General features: G+C 35.3%; 19 protein-coding genes and 1 pseudogene. 13 read left to right on the top strand and 7 right to left on the bottom strand.

What is annotated here, in order from left to right; translation table 11 throughout:
* Nucleotides 1–190: 190 nt before the first annotated feature.
* Nucleotides 191–1,120 (bottom strand): SDR family oxidoreductase, encoded by a 930-nt coding sequence (locus E0E32_RS20020; RefSeq protein WP_066190044.1) that lies wholly within the window; start codon nt 1,118–1,120, stop codon nt 191–193.
* Nucleotides 1,121–1,243: 123 nt separating this feature from the next.
* On the opposite strand from E0E32_RS20020, the gene E0E32_RS22430 reads away from it, so the two are divergent.
* Nucleotides 1,244–1,414 carry a hypothetical protein gene (locus E0E32_RS22430; protein ID WP_165445104.1) on the top strand — a complete coding sequence of 57 codons (171 nt, stop codon included), beginning with the start codon at nt 1,244–1,246 and terminating at the stop codon, nt 1,412–1,414.
* A gap of 258 nt (nt 1,415–1,672) precedes the next feature.
* Here the strand turns inward: E0E32_RS22430 and E0E32_RS20015 are convergent, their stop codons facing one another.
* Nucleotides 1,673–1,930, bottom strand: a complete 258-nt coding sequence (locus tag E0E32_RS20015; RefSeq protein WP_130860638.1) for a hypothetical protein — start codon at nt 1,928–1,930, stop codon at nt 1,673–1,675.
* Nucleotides 1,931–2,601: 671 nt separating this feature from the next.
* Here E0E32_RS20015 and E0E32_RS20010 point away from each other — a divergent pair.
* From E0E32_RS20010 to E0E32_RS19970, 9 genes are all read left to right on the top strand, one after another.
* Nucleotides 2,602–3,483, top strand: a complete 882-nt coding sequence (locus E0E32_RS20010) for an ABC transporter permease (RefSeq protein WP_130860919.1) — start codon at nt 2,602–2,604, stop codon at nt 3,481–3,483.
* Nucleotides 3,484–3,500: 17 nt separating this feature from the next.
* A complete protein-coding gene (locus tag E0E32_RS20005) occupies nt 3,501–4,394 on the top strand; it encodes a carbohydrate ABC transporter permease (protein WP_130860637.1) in 894 nt (297 codons plus the stop codon).
* Nucleotides 4,395–4,494: 100 nt separating this feature from the next.
* The gene (locus E0E32_RS20000) at nt 4,495–4,848 is read left to right on the top strand and encodes a hypothetical protein (protein ID WP_130860636.1); all 354 of its coding nucleotides are present in this window, start codon (nt 4,495–4,497) and stop codon (nt 4,846–4,848) included.
* Nucleotides 4,769–6,067 (top strand): extracellular solute-binding protein, encoded by a 1,299-nt coding sequence (locus E0E32_RS19995; RefSeq protein ID WP_165445103.1) that lies wholly within the window; start codon nt 4,769–4,771, stop codon nt 6,065–6,067. The genes E0E32_RS20000 and E0E32_RS19995 overlap by 80 nt, the downstream gene beginning before the upstream one ends.
* Before the next feature lie 110 nt (nt 6,068–6,177).
* Nucleotides 6,178–9,312, top strand: a complete 3,135-nt coding sequence (locus E0E32_RS19990; protein WP_130860634.1) for a glycosyl hydrolase — start codon at nt 6,178–6,180, stop codon at nt 9,310–9,312.
* 79 nt (nt 9,313–9,391) lie between these two features.
* Nucleotides 9,392–10,984: an extracellular solute-binding protein gene (locus tag E0E32_RS19985; protein WP_130860633.1), complete on the top strand. Its 1,593-nt coding sequence runs from the start codon at nt 9,392–9,394 to the stop codon at nt 10,982–10,984.
* A 97-nt stretch (nt 10,985–11,081) separates the two neighbouring features.
* The gene (locus E0E32_RS19980; RefSeq protein WP_130860632.1) at nt 11,082–12,836 is read left to right on the top strand and encodes an alpha-L-rhamnosidase-related protein; all 1,755 of its coding nucleotides are present in this window, start codon (nt 11,082–11,084) and stop codon (nt 12,834–12,836) included.
* A gap of 281 nt (nt 12,837–13,117) precedes the next feature.
* Nucleotides 13,118–14,251 (top strand): GntR family transcriptional regulator, encoded by a 1,134-nt coding sequence (locus tag E0E32_RS19975; protein ID WP_286172012.1) that lies wholly within the window; start codon nt 13,118–13,120, stop codon nt 14,249–14,251.
* A 421-nt stretch (nt 14,252–14,672) separates the two neighbouring features.
* Complete coding sequence (locus tag E0E32_RS19970; protein ID WP_130860630.1) at nt 14,673–15,584, top strand: AraC family transcriptional regulator; 912 nt, start codon at nt 14,673–14,675, stop codon at nt 15,582–15,584.
* A 162-nt stretch (nt 15,585–15,746) separates the two neighbouring features.
* On the opposite strand, the gene E0E32_RS19965 is transcribed toward E0E32_RS19970, so the two are convergent.
* The 5 genes and pseudogenes from E0E32_RS19965 to E0E32_RS22750 form a co-directional block, all read right to left on the bottom strand.
* A complete protein-coding gene (locus tag E0E32_RS19965) occupies nt 15,747–16,523 on the bottom strand; it encodes a sugar phosphate isomerase/epimerase family protein (RefSeq protein ID WP_130860629.1) in 777 nt (258 codons plus the stop codon).
* Nucleotides 16,516–17,565, bottom strand: coding sequence for a Gfo/Idh/MocA family protein (locus E0E32_RS19960; protein ID WP_130860628.1), 1,050 nt, complete (start codon nt 17,563–17,565; stop codon nt 16,516–16,518). Before E0E32_RS19960 ends, E0E32_RS19965 begins: the two co-directional genes overlap by 8 nt.
* 262 nt (nt 17,566–17,827) lie before the next feature.
* On the bottom strand, nt 17,828–18,109 hold the full coding sequence (locus tag E0E32_RS22760; RefSeq protein ID WP_286172034.1) for a zinc-binding dehydrogenase: 282 nt from the start codon (nt 18,107–18,109) through the stop codon (nt 17,828–17,830).
* 7 nt (nt 18,110–18,116) lie between these two features.
* Complete coding sequence (locus E0E32_RS22755; RefSeq protein ID WP_286172011.1) at nt 18,117–18,245, bottom strand: hypothetical protein; 129 nt, start codon at nt 18,243–18,245, stop codon at nt 18,117–18,119.
* Between the two features lie 24 nt (nt 18,246–18,269).
* Nucleotides 18,270–18,684: pseudogene (locus tag E0E32_RS22750) on the bottom strand (alcohol dehydrogenase catalytic domain-containing protein).
* A 275-nt stretch (nt 18,685–18,959) separates the two neighbouring features.
* Here E0E32_RS22750 and E0E32_RS19950 point away from each other — a divergent pair.
* From E0E32_RS19950 to E0E32_RS19940, 3 genes are all read left to right on the top strand, one after another.
* Nucleotides 18,960–20,738, top strand: coding sequence for a sensor histidine kinase (locus E0E32_RS19950; RefSeq protein ID WP_130860627.1), 1,779 nt, complete (start codon nt 18,960–18,962; stop codon nt 20,736–20,738).
* A gap of 15 nt (nt 20,739–20,753) precedes the next feature.
* The gene (locus tag E0E32_RS19945; RefSeq protein WP_165445102.1) at nt 20,754–22,223 is read left to right on the top strand and encodes a response regulator transcription factor; all 1,470 of its coding nucleotides are present in this window, start codon (nt 20,754–20,756) and stop codon (nt 22,221–22,223) included.
* A gap of 247 nt (nt 22,224–22,470) precedes the next feature.
* Complete coding sequence (locus tag E0E32_RS19940) at nt 22,471–23,808, top strand: ABC transporter substrate-binding protein (RefSeq protein ID WP_130860625.1); 1,338 nt, start codon at nt 22,471–22,473, stop codon at nt 23,806–23,808.
* Nucleotides 23,809–23,854 lie beyond the last annotated feature (46 nt).

Here is a 23,854-nt window from a genome sequence, read left to right as displayed (position 1 = left end):
AATACATTTTTGTGTTTTATTTTTGTTGATTAAACAGTTTATTTATCATTGAAGGTTGAATTTCGCAGTTAAAACAAACAAAAACCTCCTTTATTCCTTCGTATCATGGGAATAGAGGGGGTTTTCTGTTTTGGATAGTTAATAAGAGCGAAAATGATTGATTATCGAATCGCTAAATGTTTAGAATAAATTAAGATGTTGTCCATTGTCCACCGTTAACATGCAGTGTCTGCCCCGTTACGAATCGTGAATCGTCAGAAGCGAGATAAACAAAAGTGGGAGCAATTTCAAATGGCTGTCCCTGACGTTGCATGGGGTTTCCGGCTAATGAAACGGCATCTGCGGAGAAACTGGAAGGAATCAATGGTGTCCATATTCGTCCTGGAGCAATGGCGTTCACTCGAATTCCCTGGCTTACAAGATTATTGGCCAAGGCTCGACTGAAGCTGACAATAGCTCCCTTTGTTGCTGAATAATCGATTAATTGATCATATCCTTCATAAGCGACGACAGAAGCCGTATTAATAATTGAACTGCCTGCTTTTAAATAAGGGAGTGCGGCACGTGTAGTATAAAAGTGGGAGTACACATTCACTTTAAATGTGTCATCAAATTGCTCATCTGTAATATCAAGCAGACTTAATTGTTGAAATTGAATGCCAACATGATTACAAAGCACATCTAATTTTCCAAAAGTGTCCACCGTTTTTTCTACAATATCTATACATTGTTGTTTATCCTTTAAATCGCCTGGAAGCTGTAAACACTGCTGTCCAAGCTCTTCAATTCGAGACTTCGTCCTATCTGCATCTTCTTGTTCATCCAAATAAGCGATGGCTACATCTGCACCTTCTTTGGCAAAGGCAATGGCAGCCGCTGCTCCCATACCGCTGTCCCCTCCAGTAATCAGTGCAATTTTTTCGGCTAGTTTATTACTTCCTTTATCATTCGGATTCTCGATAATGGGTCTGGGCACCATCCATTTTTCTAAACCTGGCTGACGAAATTGACGTTGTTCCGGAACTGTAACCGGCACATCTTGATATTGTGTGATCTGACCATAGTTTGGATACATTGGATAATGGGATCTTGTCGGTTCGTTTTGTTTTTTATGCGTCATGATAATCCTCCTTGAAATAACATGGATGCAATACTTTATGCAAAATAGGCGGATGTAGTGAAACACCATATCGATGGGATTTGAATAAAGTAGGAGGTAGAAGGAAACAAGGAGGTTAACACCATGCAATATTATTATAACCCCGAAGTGAAATTATTGTTAGTGAATCAACCAAATGAGAAAGTGGGAGTGCGATATGAGGCTGGTCAGCATACATTCCAATTGCCGAAAATAGGACCTAGGCCACCTTATTATACTAATCCTAGATATGGGCAGTATTTTCCTATTATTTAGGGGGAGAGGACACCTAGAACAAAGGAGATCGGTCCACAAATGATAAGCGCACAGCAAGCACAGATGTAGTTCAAGACAAGTTTTTAGAATGGGATGAAAAATGTATATATGTGTGGTTAAGGAGTAAAAATTATTGCAGAGGCAATGGCATCTTGTTAGTAAAAACGTATGAATAGAGATACCCAAGTCATACGTTTTTACTGGTAGTAAGTAATGATCAGAACTATACTTCCGGTGGAGATTATTTGCATTTAGGATTTAATTGTTATTTTTAAAAGGAAAGATTGAAATGACTTGTTCGGTTTCGTTTACCAGACGTAATGCCTCGACGTGGAAATCTAGTGCGGTTAATTGAAGGATATTCTTCCATTGCGTCTCCTCTTCTTCCATCCACTCAGATTCTTGCCCTTCTGCAATCGAGTAGCTTATCTCTGCTTGATTATCCTCATTAATCGTTGCGTGATGAATAGTAATCCAACCCGGGATAGCTGACTGCCTTGCCGCATTGTTTATCACATATAATACTATAAGTTATGGTTGATGTGATATAAGAATGAAGGTTAAACCTCGACAAATTGGTAATTACTGCAATATTAAATGAAAATATCTCTGCGAAAAATTAATAAGAAAACTTCACAATATTTGATTCGAATAACCAGGAATTTGCTGGTGGGTGACATAGCGTTGGGTGATGGACCTGCTTACGAATAATTCAGACTTCATTTATTTACAAAACATGAGACAACCAATAAGACTGTAAACGACGTATCGGAATGGGGCAGTGTTGTTTACAGTCTTTTTCTGTACGATAAAAAATGTAATGGTAAATATGTAGACGAAAGACTGATCAGATCTAAATAGTTAATGTGTTTTATTGGGGATCTGGAACATTTTTTATAAGGAAAATGGTAGATGAAGGACATCCTCTATCATGACCGAAACGACCATCAAAATGGCGTATGAAACAATGATTGCAAAATGAAAATGGAGTAGAGTTGAATTAAAGCGGGGCTGAATTACTTTAAAAGAAAGCGGTTACTTTAATTTCGAAAAAAATGACAACAAAGGATTAAGAGTTGTTATAAAGTACTGTGTTTCGAAAGGGTGAGAGAATAGTGGGAGTTAAAACTGCAACAGAGGTGAAAGCCACAATATCCGGTGCAACATCTAATAAAACATGGAAAAAAATGAAAAAGAAATGGCGAATGTATGTCATGATGGCACCAGCAATTATCTTTTTTGCCATTTTTAATTATTATCCAATGTATGGTGTGATTATCGCATTCAAAGAATATAGCGCTTCTGCTGGTATATTAGGAAGTCCATGGGTTGGTTTTTCTCATTTTGAGCGTTTTTTTAATGCCTATTACTTTTGGGAAATTCTAAGAAATACTCTTCTATTGAGTGCTTATCAATTAGCGATGTTCCCTGTTCCAATAATAGTAGCGTTATCAATGAATGAAATTAAAAATAATCTATTCAAAAGATTTACACAAACCATCACATATGCGCCGCATTTCATTTCCGTAGTAGTAATGACAGGTATGCTTGTTGCCTTTTTGAGTCCTTCTACGGGTATTGTGAATAATTTACTTGGCCTTTTTGGTATAGAACCTATTGCCTTTTTAGCAGAGCCGGGCTGGTTCAAAACAATTTTTGTTCAATCTGGTGTATGGCAAACAGCAGGGTGGGGGGCGATTATTTATTTGGCGGCATTGGCAGGTGTAAATCCCGAACTTCATGAAGCAGCTACCGTAGATGGAGCATCGCGTCTCCAAAGAATCCTACATATTAATATTCCAGCGATATTGCCGGTGATTGTTATATTGCTGATTTTAGAAGTTGGAAACCTAATGTCAATTGCCTTTGAAAAAGTTTATTTATTGCAAAATCCTTTAAATATGCAATCTTCTGATGTTATTCAAACATTTGTATATCGATCTGGACTGCTTGAAGGTCAATATAGTTTTTCAGCAGCAGTAGGCTTATTCAATTCAATAATTAGCTTGATCCTACTTGTAACAGTTAATTATATTGCCAGAAAAACAACCAATAACAGTCTCTGGTAGAAAGGGAGTGAAGGGATTTGAAACGAGAGAGTGCAACGGACAAAATTTTTATTATATGTAATACCATATTTATTTTATTTCTTATTGTGATTGTGATGTATCCATTAATTTATATTGTTAGTGCCTCTATAAGTAACCCAACTTTAGTAAATTCAGGTCAGGTATGGTTTTTTCCTAAGGATATTACATGGGAAGGATACGTAAGGGTATTTCAAAATGGAGATATATGGAATGGTTATAAAAATACAATTATATACACAATCGGTGGAGTTATCGTTCATTTGATTATCCTTTTACCCAGTGCATATGCAGTATCTAGAACGGATATTCCTTTTAAGAAAGCAATTATGTGGTTTTTTCTTTTTACTATGTTTTTTAATGGAGGTTTGATTCCGACTTATTTACTAATTAGGGATTTAGGGATGATAGACACTACTTGGGCAATGATTGTACCAAATGCTCTTGGAGTTTGGTCCGTTATTGTTGCTAGAGCTTTTTTTCAACAAAATGTTCCTAACGAATTGGTAGAAGCGGCTGAAATAGATGGCGCAACGGATTTTTATATTTTTTTCAAACTGGTATTACCACTCTCTGCACCTATTATTGCTGTAATGGCACTATTTCATGGGGTTGGGATTTGGAACCAATACTTTAATGCATTGATGTACTTGAATGATTCAAGTTTATATCCGTTACAGTTGATTTTGCGTGAGATTTTAATCCTTAATGAAATGAGTGCAGATATGATGATGTCTGGTCAAGATCTAGAGTCATTTGCGGAACAAGCTAGAATTGCGGATATCATTAAATATGCTGTGATGATTGTAGCAGCACTGCCATTACTAATTGTTTATCCTTTTCTGCAAAAGTACTTTGTTAAAGGCGTATTGGTAGGGTCTATTAAGGAATAGCGTCGTATGAAGATATTAAGCAAGGTTCAATCTATTTGAAATGATGCTATGCACATAAATGGTTTAGAAGATATTTAAATTATAATTAGGGAGTGGAAAAATGAAAAAGCATTATATTGTACTTTTAGTATTATTAGTTATCTTTTTATTAGTTGGATGTTCGAATTCAACAGAGGATAGTTCAGGGACCACGGATGATGAGCAAATTACTATTAATGAAACGGGTTTTCCAATCGTTAATGAGAAGATCAATATTCAAATGGTAGGGCAGAAAAATCCAGTTCAAGCTAATTGGGAAGATATGTCGATCATTCAAGAATATGAAGAAATGACCAATATTCACATTGATTGGGAAACGCCTTCGGGAGATGGATATGAGGAAAAATTCAATCTTTTACTTGCTAGTGGAGACTTATCCAGAGGCTTTTTTCGGAGGGAATATAAGCACTGCTGATCAAATGAAATATGGTTCTGAAGGAGTGTTTCTCCCGTTAGAAGATTTGATAGAAAAACACGCACCCAATTTTTCCAAATTGCTAGATGAAAATCCGGATATTCGTCGGAATATCACGACTCCAGATGGTCATATTTATGCTCTTCCGACGGTGATTGATGTGCCAAGAGACTTAACTGGTCCAAAACTTTGGATAAATCAACAATGGATAGATGAGGCTGGGCTGGATATGCCTGAAAGTGTAGATGATTTATACACTGTATTGAAAGCGTTTAAGGATCGTGACTCAGATGTTATTCCTGTTGGTTCATCAGAATTAAATGATATTAAGTATGGTCTGATGGGAGCATTCGGTTATCTAGGAGGAAACGATTTAAATGTAGTGGATGATCAAGTTGTTTTTGTGCCAGAGACGGATAATTACAAAGAGTTCTTAAAATATATGAATAAACTTTATACAGAAGGTTTATTAGATTCAGAAACCTTTACACAAGACGGTCAGCAATTAAATGCTAAGGGACAGAATATGCGTTTAGGATTATTTATGGACGCTGGGGCATTTCTCAAGGTTCCAGAAGAAGAAAGTTGGGATTACGTTGCCTTACCTCCTTTGACTAGTTCAATCAATGATGAATTAATGTGGCCATCTTCAACAGGATTATCTCAAGGAACTTTTGCTATAACGGACAAAATGCAGAATCCTGAAGCGGCGATAAGGTGGGTGGACTATTTTTACTCGGAAGAAGGCAGTATTTTCATCGGTACAGCTGGTGGTATGGAGGGGACTGATTGGGAATGGACCGATGATACGGAGACAACATGGCAGCAAATTGTACCGGAAGGAAAAAGTATGTCGGAAGCTGGAGCAGAACGAACACCAGCTGCAGGTACTTTTATTCCTCATCTTATGTCACAAGATTGGGTGCATAAAGAAGAGTCACCTCTTAACAACAATATTGATACAGAAGTGATGGAAAATTATGAAGAATATTTTAAAGTTCCTTTTCCTGATATATATCTAACTACAGAACAACGGAATGAAATAACTGCTCTCCAAAGTGATATTGAAAAATATGTAGAACAAATGCAAGCAAGTTTTGTAACAGGAGATGCCTCATTTGATGAATGGTCTTCGTATATAGATACCCTAAAGAAAATGAATGTAGATCGTTTAGTAGAAATAAATCAAGAAGCTTATGATACGTGGCTTGAAAATTAAATAGATTAGAAGAGATAGCATTATTGTGAGGGTTGATTCAATGTAGAAATTACCCAAGATCATTTGAACCAACCCTTTTTAAAATAAATACTATATGAGGAGTTTCAGATATGGAAAAAACGATGGAAAAAACAATACACTCACTATTTCTCAAGCCAACAAATGCTTACAGAGGAAAGCCATTTTGGTCCTGGAACGGCAAACTTGAGAAAAAGGAATTATTAAGGCAAATAGGGGTGCTTAAGGAGATGGGTTTTGGAGGCTTTTTTATGCATTCTCGTACAGGGCTGGTGACAGAATATTTAAGTGAGGAATGGTTTGACTTAATTAATACATGTGCAGAAGAGGCGGAGAAATTAGGAATGGAAGCTTGGCTCTATGATGAAGATCGCTGGCCAAGTGGAACGGCCGGAGGGTTGGTTACCCAAAATCCAGCCTATCGTTTGAAGTTTATACGACTAGAAATCATTTCTTCTGACCAGTTTAACTGGGGTGAGACATCGATAGCAGCTTTTAGTTGTAAATTAGAAGAGTTGTCTGTATTCGATGTAAAACAACTTATGCCAGATCAATCATATAACCTAACTAGTGATCAAATCATTTTACATTTTACGATCGAGGAGATGGAGAAAGAGAGCTTCTATAATGGTTATACATACCTCGACACATTGAATAAACAAGCTACAGAACAGTTTTTAGCACAAACTCATGAAAAGTATAAAAAATACGCAGGCAAACATCTTGGAAAAGCAATAAAAGGAATTTTTACGGACGAACCACATCGAGGATCTTTAATGGATGGATTTGCTATTCAAAATCAGGATAAAGCATGGCTGACGCCTTGGACGTATCGTTTGTTTGATGAATTTAAAAAAAAATACGGGTATGATTTGGTTGCGAAACTGCCAGAATTATTTTTGCATGTCGATGGACAAAAAATTTCACAAGTAAAGTTACATTATACGGAATTATTACAAGAGATGTTTATTGAGAATTTTGCCAAACCCATGCAAGACTGGTGTAGTAAAAATAACTTAATTTTAACTGGTCATGTCTTACATGAAGATAGTCTAACGGCTCAGACAGCCGTATCAGGGTCAGTTATGCGTTATTATGAGCACATGGATTACCCTGGAGTGGATGTCCTAACAGAAAAAAATCAGAACTATTGGATTGTAAAACAGCTTTCTTCAGTAGCGAGACAAGTCGGTAAAAAGTGGCTTTTGTCAGAATTATACGGTTGTACTGGATGGCAGATGTCATTTGAGAATCACAAAAGCGTTGGTGATTGGCAAGCTTTGTTTGGAATCAATTTGCGATGTCATCATCTGTCTTGGTACACCATGGAAGGGGAAGCAAAAAGGGATTATCCAGCGAGCATTTCCGATCAGTCGGCATGGTGGTGTGATTACGACTATGTGGAAACATATTTTTCTAGACTCGGTGTAGTGATGACACATGGTAAACCGGAGTGTGCTGTTCTGGTTATTAATCCAATTGAAAGTGTTTGGTGTCAAGTATACCCGGGATGGTCAGAGAATCTAACAGCGAAATCTCCAGAAGTGCAAAATTTAGAAGCGATGCAACAAGATCTATTTCATTGGTTATCAGGTGCTCAGATAGATTTCGATTATGGGGATGAGGAAATGATGGCAAGGCTATTTACAATCGATGAAGAAGAAAATGAGCCGATCTTACATGTTGGTGACGCTGCCTACAAAGTAGTAATTGTCTCTGGGATGACAACCATTAGAGCAACAACAGTGAATATATTAGAAAAGTTTATTGAAGTTGGAGGCAAGGTTATTTTTGCTGGGGATCCCCCGGAATATATTGAAGCGGTTAAGAATAATTGTACTCAAAGCATGACAGAGAACGCTATACAGATTCCTTTTCAGAAAGATGCATTAATTAAGACATGTTATCAATCTATTCATCCATACATTCAGGTGTTGGATGCAAAAACCAATAAACCGATAGAGAAAGTTTACAGTCAGATAAGAGTAAATGGAGAAGAGAAATTTATATTATTAATTAATATGGATCGCGAAAATAATTTTGATGATGTGCGCATTATTGTAAATGATGAAAACAAATTTATTGAGGAATGGGATGCTGTTACAGGTGAAAAATACTCTTCACCATATGAGGTTACTAATGCAGGACTAGAAATAGCGACAAATTTCGTATCCTCGGGTGAACACTTATATGTCATTACCCCGGAGAAAAATGAACAGCTCTCCACACTAGAAAAAAAGACAGAAGAAATAATCGGGGATATAGAAGGGGACTTTTCCTATGTGTTGAATGAGGAGAATGTTTGTGTATTAGACAGTGCCTCTTATCAGATAGAGGAATCCAATTGGCAGGATGAACAAGAAATATTAAAAATTGATCGTGAAATAAGAGAGAAACTTGGGATGAGGATGAGAAGTGGAGATATGATTCAACCTTGGTATATCAATAAATTCCATCATTCTACTACAGCTAAGAAACATCCATTAAAGTTGAAATTCCCTTTTTATATCCAAGATATACCGCAAGAACCCGTTCAATTAGTGATGGAGCGACCGGATTTATTCAAAATAATGATTAATGGAAAAAAGGTAGAAATAAGCGATAATTTGACGCCCTGGATCGATCATAGTTTTAAAAGGGTACCTTTTCCATTAAGGTATTTAACGGAGGGTGATAACTTTGTCGAGCTAGAAACAGAATTTCATGAAGCGATTAATTTAGAAGCAATTTATCTTATAGGGGAATTTGGTGTATCTATTCTTAATCAAAAAAATATGCTAACTAAATTACCTGGAAAAATAAAGATAGGAGACCTAACTAAACAGGGATTTCCATTTTACAGTGGTAGTGTGACCTATAAATTGGACTATCGCCAAATAGAAAAACCACTTAAACCGTATCATGATTTAGATTATCATAATATACTTCTCTCCTTTTCTGAGTTTGAAGCGGCGTGTATAAAGATACACTCGGAAGACAAGAAAACAGATATGATAGCTTGGCAGCCTTATAACGCAAATATTACGGACGAAGTTAGGGACAGAGATAATATTGATATCGAGGTGATTTTGACACGACGCAATACATTTGGCCCCTTGCATCTTAATCCAGTTCATTCCATAGCTTATGGTCCAGAACATTTTATTACAGAAGGAGAAGCATTTTCTGATGACTATATGCTGATACCATCGGGTTTACTAGCGAAACCACAACTAAAGAAACAATAACAAGATAAACTTCTGCCGTTTATCAAAGTTCCGCTGACTATTAAGAGAATTAAAATATGGTAAGGGGAGGAAAAACAAAATGAAAAGAGTTCATTTGTTTTTAGTGTTCATAATAAGTATTTTTATTGTTGTAGGGTGCACAGACTCAGAAGAAGAGGAGGTAAGTTTGAAATCTAATACAGACAATTTCAATAAGGAAGGCGATCCAATTGTTAATGATGAGATTCAATTAACGATGATGGGCCCTTCCTCACCACTTCAAACAGTGCCATGGAATGAAATGAAAGTATTTCAAGTTATGAAAGAGAAAACAAATATTGACTTTGAATTTAATAACCCTAGTGCTGAGAGTGCAGAAGAAAAGCTTAATCTGGCTTTTGCCAGTAATGAGCTGCCAGATATTTTATTAGGAATGGGCTTAACTATAGAACAAGAAGCGGAATTTGGTTCAGAAGGTCAATTAATACCGTTAGAAGATTTGATTGACGAGTATGCCCCTAATATCCAAAAGGTACTAGAAGAGAAACCAGAAATGCTTAAGTCTATTACTGCGGCAGATGGTCATATTTATTCCCTGCCATTTGTGGATTCAGAATTAGGTTTTCTTTCCTATCAAAAATTATGGATCAACCAAACTTGGTTAGATAATCTTGGATTGGACATGCCAGAAACGGTTGATGAATTTTATTCCGTTTTGAAGGCTTTTAAAGAAGAGGATCCTAATGGAAATGGAGAAGCAGATGAAATACCAATGGCTGGATCCCAGGATGCCAATGTATTAAGCGTTTTACTTGGATCGTTTGGATTCACAGACTACTTGGATGTTACAACAGGAAGTGTAAGATTTGCTCCGATAGAAGAAGAATATAAAGCGTATTTGACATATATGAATAAATTGTATGAGGAGGGGCTCTACGATTCAGAATCTTTTGTACAAGATAAGCAACAAGTGAATGCGAAAGGTGCTAATGAACAACTTGGTGTTTTTTATGATGGAGGACCATTTTTGACTGTGGGTGTTGATCAAAATGAAGACTACGTTGCCCTATCTCCGTTAACATCTGAGTTCCAAAGTGAAAAAATGGCAGCAAGAACGCCGCTCGTTAATACCGGGGTATTTGCTATAACGAGTGAAAATGAGTATCCAGAAGCAACTATTAGATGGGTGGACTATCTTTATAGTGATGAAGGATCCGTTTTATATAATTTTGGGGTGGAGGGCGAAGATTTTGAATATATAGATGATAAGCAGGGAGCAAGATATTTAACACCAGAAGGAATGGAGCGCAATGAATTTGTCAGTAAAATTAAGCCATTAGGAGTTGCCGAACCAAGGATACATGATTATATACAGGAATTATCATTGCATAAGCAAGAAGAGACAGATCCACAAGATGCACATATTATGCAGCAAACATTAGAGCATATTAAACCATTTGCCCAGCCAACTTTTCCAATTGTTCATTTTACGGAAGATGAACTTCAGACATTGAAGTCTGTTAGAACAGATATAGAAGATTATATAGAGCAAGCAGAGGCACAATTTATAACTGGTCGTACGTCTATAGAAAGTGACTGGGATGACTATTTAAATACTTTAGAGGCAATGAACGTGGAAGAGTATATACAGGTGAATTCGGCTGCTTATGAGCGTTGGAAAGAAGTAGAATAATATTTAGCCTGGATGGAACCAGTTTTACTAGCTAATATTACTCATAATCAATGGAATATTCCATTGATTATGAGTAAATGTATTGGAGGTATGTACATTGCTTGGTTATGAATATAAGAAGCGGAAATTAACAAATCTTTGGACAAATGAGCTATCACATAGATTAGAACATGATAATAGGGTACGGACATACCTAACGCCAAAACGAGTGATTTGGAAGACAGAAGGTGAGCAAGCCGATGTTAAGAATCCAGAATGTTTATTAGAAAAAAGAAGCGGACAGATTACTTTAGATACGGGTAATGCGTGTAGGCTAACAAATAACGGTGCAAAGGCAGGTGTTTTACTGGACTTTGGTATGGAACTCCAAGGAGGTGTTCAGATTCTTGCTTGGGGTGGTGATGGTAAAACGTCGAGACTAAGAGTTAGATTTGGTGAATCTGCGATGGAAGCGATGAGTGAATTAGGGGAAAAAAATGCAACTAATGACCATGCAATTCGCGATCAGGAACTAGAAGTAAGCTTTATGGGGATGAGTGAAATTGGTAATACCGGTTTTCGTTTTGTACGTATTGATCTTTTAGATGAAACAAATTTTGTAGATTTAAAATCGGTGCGAGCGATTTTTATCTATCAGGATATTGAGTATAAAGGAAGTTTCACATGTAATGATGAGTTATTAAATCAAATTTGGCAAACGGGTGCTTATACCGTTCATCTTAATATGCAAAATTATTTATGGGATGGAATTAAGCGTGATCGACTTGTGTGGGTGGGAGATATGCATCCAGAAACCTCAACGATACAAACAGTTTTCGGTTATGATGATTCGGTCCCAAGGAGTCTTGATTTAATACGAGATGAGACTAAAATCCCTGGATGGATGAATGGTATACCTGCCTATTCGATGTGGTGGATACTGATTCAAAAAGATTGGTACATGCATAATGGTGATATAGAGTATTTAAAAGAACAAAAAGCCTATTTGCTAACATTACTGTCTTATTTAGATGAATTTATTTTGGAAAATGGTCAAGATAGTATTCCTCATCGTTTCATTGATTGGCCATCATCAGATAATACGAAGGCAGTTGAGGCTGGTGTACATAGCCTATTTATTTTAGCTATGGAGGCAGGTGCTGAACTATGTAAAGAATTAAATGAAACCAAGCTATCAGAAAAGTATATGGAGTCGGTTATTATTCTTCGAAAGTATGTACCAGATTATAATCATAACAAACAGGCCGCCTCATTAATGGCACTCGCAGGAATTACTGACTATACAACGATTAACAATGAGATACTCTCTATAGATGGTGCGAAAAATATTTCTACGTTTTTGGGCTATTATGTACTAATAGCACGAGCACACGCAGGAGATATTATAGGAAGTCTGGAGAATATTCGTGAGTATTGGGGTGGTATGTTAAGCTTGGGTGCTACAACTTTTTGGGAAGATTTTGATGTGAAATGGTTGGATAATGCGGCAAAAATCGATGAAATTGTAGTAGATGGTGAAGACAAGATAGATGTCCATGGCTCTTATGGTGATCATTGTTATATTAAATATCGACATAGTCTCTGTCATGGCTGGGCTTCAGGACCTACGGCATGGCTTTCAGAATTTGTTTTAGGAATAAAGGTTGTCGAGGCAGGTTGTAAAATGATTGAGATTAAGCCCGGCCTTGGAGATTTAGAGTGGGCGGAGGGGAATTATCCTACGCCACAAGGAAACATATTTGTAAGACATGAGTTAAAGAATGATGGTACAGTTAAAAGTTACGTTGAGGTTCCGGATGGTATACAAGTAATTAGCTCATCAGATGTTGAAATAGTAGTGAGTAACCATTAGTTGTTTCAACAAATGTAAAATAACTTCAATGGTTGATTGAAGTTATTTTTTGTAAACTATTGAGGAAGGTGTTGAATCAAAAATTGATTTACGGGTGATAAAAAATAGGGTATGGTCAGTTTTGAGTTTTTACCACTAAAATGACGAAATTACTAAGTAATATGTACACGTTTATATAATCGTTCTATGAAGGTGTTCAAAGATTAATAATGAGAAAAAAATCAATTTCATTGGATTCTTACCACAAATAAAGTATACTTTATTTGTGGGAGGTGATTATGATGAATAAAAAGCCAATGTACGAAATAGTTTATGAATCATTAAAAGAAAAAATATTAAATGATGAATATCCTTTAGATAAGCCATTACCAACACAAATTGAGATTGCAAAGATGTTTCAGACAAGTGAAATAACATCAAGACGAGCATTAGTTGAGCTTGCAAATGATCATATTATTACAAGAATTAGAGGAAAAGGATCATTTGTAAACCCTTCCTTACTACATAAACTTGAAAATGAGCAAAATAAAATTACGAAAATTTATTTTGTGCATAATAAATTTTCTTTTCAACTACTGTCGCATCGATTTTTTGTTGATCTATTAGACGGTATTCACCATACTTGTGAGGATAAAAAAATTAAATTTGAGATGTGGAATTATCAACGCAAAGGTGAACCGCCCAATACCATTGGGGTTGGGCTTGTTATACTAAACGATGATAAAGGTGTGGGCATTAGCTTGGATGTATTAGATAGGTGGAGAAAAGAACAGCGTCCTATTATTACAGCACATTTCTACTATCCTCACTTGGAAATTCCTTATGTTGTAGTTAATAATGTAAACAGTGGATATCTTGCAACACAACACTTGATAGCTAGAGAGCATCGTAATATAGGTATTATTCTTACAGGTAATTCACTATTAGATATGAATCAAGAGTTTATGCTTAGGTTAGAAGGGTATAAACTAGCATTATCGCATCATCAAATACCTTTTCATTCTGATCGTATGGTGATTGTTGGTGGAGAGAGCGAATCAGAAGAAATGGGCTATGAGGGAATGAGGTCCCTGCTAGATTTAGATAACACCATTACTGCAGTAGTAGCTACAAGTGATATGAAAGCATTTGGCGCTATAGAAGCTATTAAAGATGCAGGACTAAGTGTTCCAGAGGATATTAGTGTGGTTGGCATAGATGATCTTCAATTAAGCAAGTATTATTCTCCATCCCTTACCACTATTAATCAAAATTCGTATACTTTAGGGAAAAGATCGGTTGAACTTTTAGAAGAATATGCGATGATAGGTGAAAACGAGCCTAAAAACTTATTAAAAGATGAGATTTACCCTAAATTAATAGTTCGAGATAGTACAAAGGTGCTATCCGATATAAAAAAGTCTGGAGGAATTTAATCCCCTCCAGACTTTTTTAATGAATTAAATATAATACTTTACAAAAATTAAAGTATACTTTATTATATAAACATATACTTAATTTAAGAAAGGCTACTCATGAATAGAAAAGTAAAAGGAGGTTCTGAGAACAAATGATAACGCTTACTTAATGTTGGTGCAAAGGGAAATTTCAATAAACCAGCGTATTTAATGAATGATTCACTAATTGTAATGGATCGTGTTTTTTCGCTATCAGACAATAAGGGACAATATTATAAAACAAATATGATATTTATATGGTTATTTATCTTAAGAAAGAACATTAGTGCCCGGAAGGTGATGAAAAGTATTGTTCATTTAAAACAAGACTGAATAGCTCATACCATAATGGGATAGAATCAAGTTTTTCAATAACTAATTATATAGGGGTAGTGATGAAGTGATTATTAGTAAAGAGAGGTACAATAAAAATATAACGGATCCGATATGGATGGAAAAAGTCATATATAAAGAGACTAATAAAACATCTGTTCAAAGTCAGGAGTTTTTTGAACTTTTGTTTGTGGAAAGTGGCCATATGAAACTGGAAACAAAAGAAAAGGAAAGTAGACTGCTATCTGCTAATGATCTATTTATTGTTTATCCAGGTGAACGGCACTCTTTATCTGTTAAGTCATCGGATCAATTAGAAATGATTAGGTGTAAATTTTCACTAGAGCAAATTCAACTAACCTATATTGCTAAATTTAACTTAACTAGTTTTATGAGTAGCTTAGATATTAAATCGCTATTAAATAATAAAAGTCAGATTAATCCCCATATAAAACTGGAAAAAGACAATGCTCAAAAAATAAAGCAGATATTGCTCAGCATGAAAGAAGAACTGGATGGCAATACTTCTGATTCACTTCCTATTATTTGGTTGCGTTTTGTTGAATTGTTAATGCTATTATCTAGGAATTTCATTAACAACGACAATGCAAAAGAAATAACTCCTTTTCAAACTAGCTACATGAATAATGAAAAGATATTACTCATAAAAGAAATTAACAATTATTTATTAAAGCATTACAATGAAAAGGTTTCTACTGTTGTTGTAGCTAATGTTTTTAATATAAGCGTTCGGCATTTAAATCGTATTTACAAACAGCATACAGGGCTAACTGTAACGGATATGATTCACCAAATAAGAATTGATAGAGCTAAAGATTACTTGATAGATTCAGATGATAAGGTGATAAACGTAGCATTGAAAGTGGGTTATGATGATCCAGCATTCTTTAGTCGTTTATTTCGTCGGAAAGTGGGTTGTTCTCCAGGTTACTACAAAAAGTATAATGCTGGATTTTAGTGTTTCTTTAATGTTGTTTTGGAATTCATAATGGTGACACCCCATCTTACTAAAGTGCAAAATGAATCTGAAAAGGAACAATAAGTGACACATGCACTCATTTACTGGTGGAATAAAAATATAGTATACCGCCAGTAAATGAGTGCATGAAAGCTTGGTTAACTATTTCAATAAGGAATCGTACATCGTCATTGTCGTTTTTGACGTATTTTCAATCTTCATCTCATCAATAATCTCAAAGGTGAATAAACCAGTATAACCCCATTCTAACATGGATTGTGGCCAATTTAATGAGTGTGGAACTGCTTGATCTAGTTCTACTTGAATTGTATCAAAGCCTTGGTTTCCACAAGGTCTGATATGACAATGACTAACCCATGGTAGTAATTTCTTCCAATCATCTGGCTGATAACCTTGTACGATATAGTGACTGGCATCTAATGTCAAACGAAGCCCAGGGAAACGATCAAGTAAACGCATTGTATCGTCTATGTTTTCGGTGAATTGAAAACAATGCGTTTCTACCATCAAATTGACTCCTTGCTCTTTAAATATTTTATAAGCTATCTTTAACTCATCTAATCCTTTATTCCATCCATCATTTGGGTTTCCAGAAGGGAATGTCACTCCTGCAGCACTGTTTAATCGTTTGGCAGCTTTGCATAACGCTAAACATTGGGCTTCTATTTCTGCATGGTTTTTGCCAAAATTAGAATTAATAGAGGCTACACATAGATTGGTTGCTTCTAATTCTTGTTCGATAGCAGTGAGATAGTGTTCAAAGTCTTTTGCAAGTAGTTCTGGAGTAATATCCGTCCAATTATTTAAGATCCCAAGGTCAATCCATTTAAAATTTAGTTCCTTAGCTTTGTTAATAGCAGTTAATACGGGTGTATGAGACCAGGTTAAGGTGCTAATTCCTAGCAGTTGTTTATTCATGAGCAGACTCTCCTAATGTATTTTCTAAATGCTTCTTTATTTCTAAAACGTTTATTTTTGTTTTTTGTAAACCGGATATATAGATGGCGTGATCGACTACCATGACATTCCAGCCATCGTCCCAAGTGGAAGGTGCTTGTTGCTTGTTAATAAAGTGCTTAGATACTTGATGAACAGATGCTCTAAAGCCAAGGGTGTTAGAAGTTACGGTAAAATCTTCTCTCTTTACAAGATTTTCTCCATTAGGTAACCAATGTACTTTACCAATCATGTCATTTTCCCAATCCAGTTCGGTAGTATGAAGTACCTTTCCTGAGTCAAATAAACAGAAATAAGAGAATGGGAGGCTGTTGAGACTTTGCTGCATGGAGGCGTTCACATGGATAGTCAATCCTGATTTAAATTCCATTTTTACAGAAAAAGAATTATTAGGAATATAAACTAAGTTTTCAGCTATCTTAAATTGATCCACTAAGAACTCAGGCCAATCTCTATTTGTATCTTCTGCATATACGGTGGCAGGCATTCCAAAAATCCATATTAACGTTTCCAGAACATGATGAAAGCAGAAAGAATGAGTTTGAACATACATTTCCTGTGCTGTCCCATTTTCTCCTTTTTTTACGATCTGTTTCAATATCGAAAAGCAAGGGAAGTAGTGATAATTGTAATTAATGGCTGTCCAGATGCCAGTTTCTCTTGCAGCAGTTACCATATCAAAGCCATCTTCAAGGCTGGCTGCCAGAATTTTTTCTGAAAATACTGGTATGTTATGTTCTATTGCCTTGAGCCCCATGAGTTTATGAATATGTTCTGGTGTGCATATGTCGACTAAATCTGGACGATCCCATTCAACCAATGCCTCTATTGTTTGAAAAACATTTGCTTTTATTTCCCATTTCTCAACTTTTGACTTTGCTTGTGCCTCATCGACATCAATGACAGCAATGATTTCTACATCATCACATCTTTTCCATCCATCGACATGGCTATCAGATACACCACCAGCACCAACAATTGCGATTTTTATTGGTTGATCCACTTAATGATCCCTCTCTTTTTCTTTTAAAAATTTTAATTGAAGTATAGATAATAACAATTATTCTTGGATTACGAAATGCAGGAGAAGTTCGAACACGATCGTAATTTCCTGCTTTCAGTAAAGGGTTAACCTTGAAAATAATCATTGATAACGATTGCAATGTATCATTGCTTCGATTACACTTGAGGCAGGTTTTAACCATTGTTCAAATGAATTACTCACGTCATCGAAAATCGCTATATGTGTAATACAGCTATTGGTGTCAATTACCCCCTTTTTCAATAGATTCTATAACATAGTGAAAATCTTCAAGCGTAGCATTCCGGCTCGCCATTAAAGTTAGTTCTTTAGAATGAAATAATGACTCAGAAAACGTGATGTCTGCTTTTACCAAACCAACATATGTTAACTTTCCTCGATGAGTAGTGTATTCAAAGGCCTCTATCATTGACGTACTGTTGCCCGAAGCTTCAAATACAACAGCTGGCATACATCTGGTTGTAATCCTTTTCATTTGTTCGATAGGGTGATCAAATAAATAGATAGTATGATCAAAATTTGCCCATTCCCTTGAAAATCGTAATCTCTTTTTGCTTAGCGGTTTGCATAATTCCTAATTCTATCGATTCAGCACCAATAACAAGAACATATTCTCCTTTCTCTAATTGAGAGCGCCTCACTGCGTGTGCACCAATACTCAGAGGTTATATAATAGCAATTTGATCTAACGTTAGTTGGTTAGTTTTAATCAGATGATCGATTGGAACGGATATTTGTTCAGTCATACCTTCATCAAAGTGGCCTCCCATCACCTTTAAATATTTACAACAATTATATAGTCCTTTCTGACAAGTACAACATTTGTAGCATTGCATATATGGAATGACAGCTATCTGATCTCCTTCCATCAACCGCACTAATAACCCCTGCCAATTCATACCCTGAAACTCTTGGATACTCCAAAAAAGGTTGATTCCCTATATAAGCGTGTAGGTCGGTTCCGCATACTCCAATTCGTTTTATGTTTATAATGGCATAACCTTTTTGGAGTATAGGTTTTCTTTTTTTAAAAAATAATTCTGGTTCATAACAAACAATAGTTTCCAAATTTGCTCCCATCCCATAGGGTTCTTTTCATAAAAATTCATAAGTGTGTGACTCTCATCATACGGATAACTACTTCAACCTTGCCTTTGTGTTATATAGTGTTTATTGAATCGTCTGGATAAGGCGCACTTACTTTTTATGATAATCAAAATCATTGCCAAAAGCATTGCTTATCTCGCCATTAATATAGCATATTACGCCATCATATATTCAGTAAAAATATAATTGCAGTTTTGCCTAGGTGTGTATATAATGGCTAACAATATAAGTGCTGTTAAGGAGGATATATGAAAAATAAATTCCATGCTCTTACCTTTAAAACAAAAATGTTCATTACTTTTGGTAGCGCTTTCTTTTTGATGGTAACTATTGTAGGACTTGTGAGCTTCTTATTCTATGTTCATGATATGCGAAAACAAACTAATTCATTATCCAATGAATTATCTACGCAGTTCTCCCAAACTATCGATTTATATTTTGAGGATGTAAACCGTCTCTCTTTGTCTATTTTCGCTGACTCTTACATACAAAATATGTTATGGAATTATAGTTACGATAATGAAATGAATGACGTAGAAGCAAAAGCGAATTTATATCCAATTATATTTAATCAGGTTTATCCGAATAGTCAAGTAGAAGGAGTTACATTATATAGTGCCTCAGGTTCCAAATTTGAATATCGAAAAAGTAGAGGATTAGTTATAAGTCATAATCAAAAGAGAGAGGAGTGGATGGATGAGTTAAACGAACAGGCTAATAATGATTTTATTTTACTGCCAACTCATGATGAAATGTTATCTAATAAGGAGCCAGAACCAGTTGTTTCATTGGTAAGGAATATTTATCAAATACCTAGAGGTCAACAAATAGGCTTTATAAAAATTGATATACATACAGCCGTATTTGATAAATTATTACAAATAGAAGATGTAGATATTATGGATGAATATAGAAATGTATTTATCATAGACTCAGATAATAAGGTTGTGCTAGATGACAAAGGTGAAAGGGAGGGAACGATAATAGATATTGATATACCAGATGAATCAAATGATTTATTGTTGGAATGGAAGAATCATTTCTACCTATTTGCTAATAATATATCTTCATTTACCAAGTGGAACACTGTCATCTTGATAGATAATGCTGTAATGGTTTCAGAACGCAATCGAGTGCTCGTTGTTATAGCTATTGCCGGTATCATCGTGATGTTTATTATTGCTATTATTTCTTACTCATTATCACATAATATTTCCAGACCATTAATTCTTCTTAGGGAAAGAATGGAAAGAGTGGAAAAAGGTGATTTGACTGACCGAATGGAGTTAACTAATAATCAGGAGTTGGATGTACTTATACGAGTGTATAACAATATGCTGGATAGCATTAATAAGTTAATTGTAGAAGTATATGAATCGAGTATTGCCGAGAAAAATGCGAAAATTTCTGCATTGCAATCACAAATCAACCCTCATTTTTTATATAACACATTAAATGTGATGAAATCAGCTAGTCGTGTGAAAGGAGTAGAAGAGGTAGCAGTAATAGCAGAGGCATTGGCAGATCTCTTTAAATATACAACTAAAGATCTAGAAGCAAAGGTACCGCTAGAAAATGAATTAGGACATATAAATAATTATATTAAAATTCAACAGTATCGGTTTGCTGGCAGGTTTAAGAATGTGGTAGTGCTGGATAAAGAGGCTAAGCACGCATTAATTCCCAAATTGTTAGTTCAGCCAATAGTGGAAAATGCTATTATTCATGGTTTGGAATACCGAAGAAAGGATGGAGTCATAAATATTCATGTACTTAGAAATGGGAATCTATTAATAATCAAGGTAAAAGATAATGGTACAGGTATATCACCAGCAAATCTAGCAGGGTTAAAAAAGAGTATACAAAATAGCATACTAAATCCACAGGGGAAAGGTGTGGGTTTAGTAAATGTAGTACAACGAATTAAGCTTCTTTATGGATATCAATATGGTATAGAGTTTGAATCTAATCATTTAGGTACAATAGTTACTTTAACATTACCATTTGAAACGAACGATAAATTATAGATGGGGGAGGTACCGGTGAATATATATGTCGTAGAAGATGAGTACTGGGCGCTGGAAGAATTGAAAATACTATTTGAACGATATAAAAGAGAGCATCAAATTTTCTTTTTTGAGGACGGAGAAGAAGCTTATCAGCACGCATTAATAAATGAAGTAGAATTAGTTATAACGGATATTACTATGCCTGTAATGGATGGGGTAGAACTTGTAAAGCGTATGAAATCAATTAAAGATGATACAAAATTTGTATTATTAACTGTCCATGATAGTTTTGACTATGCAAAGGAAGCAATACAACTAGGGGTGAAAGACTACTTATTAAAGCCGATAAAGAAGGAAGTTTTATATCGAACAATTGATAGCATAATTGATCAAATTTACACACATAAGCTTCAAATAACAGATCAACAATTGTGGACAATCAGTCAATTGTTGGCTAATCCAGAATCAATTAAAGATCATGAAAATTTAAGTCTATTTGAGGATAAGTCTTATTTACTAATATATATTTTACTAAGAAACTGGTCAGCTCCGATAAATAAAAACTCTGTTTGTAAAATTAAATCTGAAATGAGAAATCAATCAGGGTGGTTTTTGCAACTCGATGAACAAAGAATGTTATTGTTACAACCAGAAAATAGAGTACAACATAATTCTGTACTAGAGTGGTTTTACCAATGGAATATGACGGATCAAATTCATCTTTGTATTTACAAAAAGGATAAGAATCAACGATTGATTGATGCATTTCAACAAGCCCACCATCTTATGCAGAAAAATAAAAAATTTGGCACTAGTACTATCATTATTTACGAAGAGAAAGAATCACAGAAAGATTTAAGTAAATGGTGGGACAATATACGAGTGATTGAACAATACTTACAACGCCAAACATTTGCTTCTATTGCACCACAATTAGATATATTAATAGAGTGCATGGAGCTTTTGCAGGTTACACAACGACAATTAAATCAATTTTTGCTTGATATGTATTATGCAATTTGGTTTAAACTGCATCGAAACTTGAAAGAAACCTTTCAAAACGATGAAATAGACAGTTTTTTGTCGGAATTAGACAGACTAGTTACTTTTTCTGATTTACGTCACTGGTTGACTAAATTATTTGATCATCTTATTTTATCAGTAGCTGAGCCGCAAATAGCACCTAAACATTTAATTCCTAAAGTGAAAACATGGATTCATGAGTATTACTTTGATAATATTACTTTTCAGCAATTTGCAGAAGCCCATCATGTCAGTTTGAGTTATCTTTCAAGAGAATTCAAAGAACAAACGAATATGAATTTCACGGAATATCTTACCGCATATAGAATCCAAAAAGCACAGGAGTATTTTAAAAATGGAGTACTCAAAATTTCTGAAGTGAGTGAATTAGTAGGTTATAAAGATTCTAAACACTTCCGAAAAGTATTTCGAAAAATCATTGGTATAACGCCAAAGGAGTATATAAAGAAGCTTTTATGATATTTCTATATAAAAATAAAATAGTGAAAAATAACCCCTGAAATAGTTAAAATCAGCAGTTTTCTCTGGTTTATATTCACCATATAATTGGACTACGGTTTTAATACTTCATTTAGCAAGCTCGGAGGTGGTGCTGAAGAATCAGTAGAAGGTGCTGTTAAGTTAAAGCTGTGGGGGGAGATTGAAAAGTTGTTTCGCAAAAAATGAAAACGCTAACAAATAGCTTAGCTAGAAGGGGTTGCTTTTAATGAATAAGATTAAACAACAGGGTTTTCTATTATTTATTATTACTTTGTGTATGTTTTTGCTAGCAGCTTGCGGTGAAGATTCGACATCATCTAATTCAGAATCTGGGGAGAACACAGCCGATAATGATAGTGATGAGGTAGTCGAGCTAACGATGCTGGTTTCAGAAACTGTTTCTTCAGAACCAGGATTTGCAGCAGTTGTTGAAGCTATAGAAGAGGATTTAAATATAAAAACCAAAATAGAAGTTAGACCAGGAGGGCCAGAAGGTGAAAATGTTGTTAAAACTAGGTTAGCAACTGGCGAGATGACCGATTTAACGTTATTTAATTCAGGTTCTCTATTGATGAGTCTAAATCCGTCGGAATATTTTGTAGACATTAAAGATGAGCCATTCATGGATCGTGTTATGGATTCTTTTAAAGAAGTAACAATGGCAAACGATCAGCAATTCGCAGTTCCTGGTAAATCCAGTCAAGTGGGGGCATGGCTATATAACAAAAAGGTTTATGAAGAATTAGGGCTTGAAATTCCACAAACATGGGATGAGTTAATGGACAACAACAAAAAAATTAAAGAATCTGGCAAAACAGCTGTTATTACAACTTATGGTGAATCATGGACTTCTCAACTACCGATTTTAGCGGACTTTTATAATGTTCAAGCGGAAGTCCCTGATTTTGCTGAGAATTATACAGCAGGTAAAGCCAAATTCACTAATACTCCGGAAGCGTTAAGAGGATTTGAGCGAATTCAATCCCTTTATGAAGGCGGATTTATGAATGATGATTACAGTGTAGCAACCTATGATCAAGGGATGCAAATGCTGGCAGAAGGAACTGGTGCTCATTATCCAATGCTGACACAGGTTCTTCCAATTATTGAAGAGAATCATGGCGAACTTGTGAATGATATAGGAGTATTTCCGCAACCAAGTGACAGTCCAGAAGTTAATGGTTTAACCACATGGATGCCTGACGCTATTATGATTAATAAGGAAAGTGAACATATTGAAGTGGCTAAGCAATGGTTGGAGTATTATATTTCAGATGAAGGTATTGAGGCTTATGAATCTGAATCTAAAAGTATTGGTCCATACGTCTTGGAAGGTGTGGAATTACCAGAGGATGCCTTTCCAGCAGTGGAACAGATGCAGGAGTATTTTGATGAAGGAAATATAGCGCCTGCATTGGAATTTGTCTCACCAATTAAAGGTCCTAATCTTCCACAAATATGTACATCTGTGGGAAGTGGAACAATGGGCTCTCAAGAAGCAGCTGAAATGTACGATGATGATGTTGAGAAACAAGCGAAGCAGCTTGATTTGGGTTGGGATTAAAAGGTAAAGATATATCATGAAAATGAATATTTTTCTTTTTTTTAAT

The sequence above is a fragment of the Gracilibacillus phocaeensis genome, assembly GCF_900626275.1.
In the GTDB taxonomy this organism is placed as follows: domain Bacteria; phylum Bacillota; class Bacilli; order Bacillales; family Amphibacillaceae; genus Gracilibacillus; species Gracilibacillus timonensis.
This window is presented reverse-complemented; position numbering and strand designations above follow the sequence as displayed.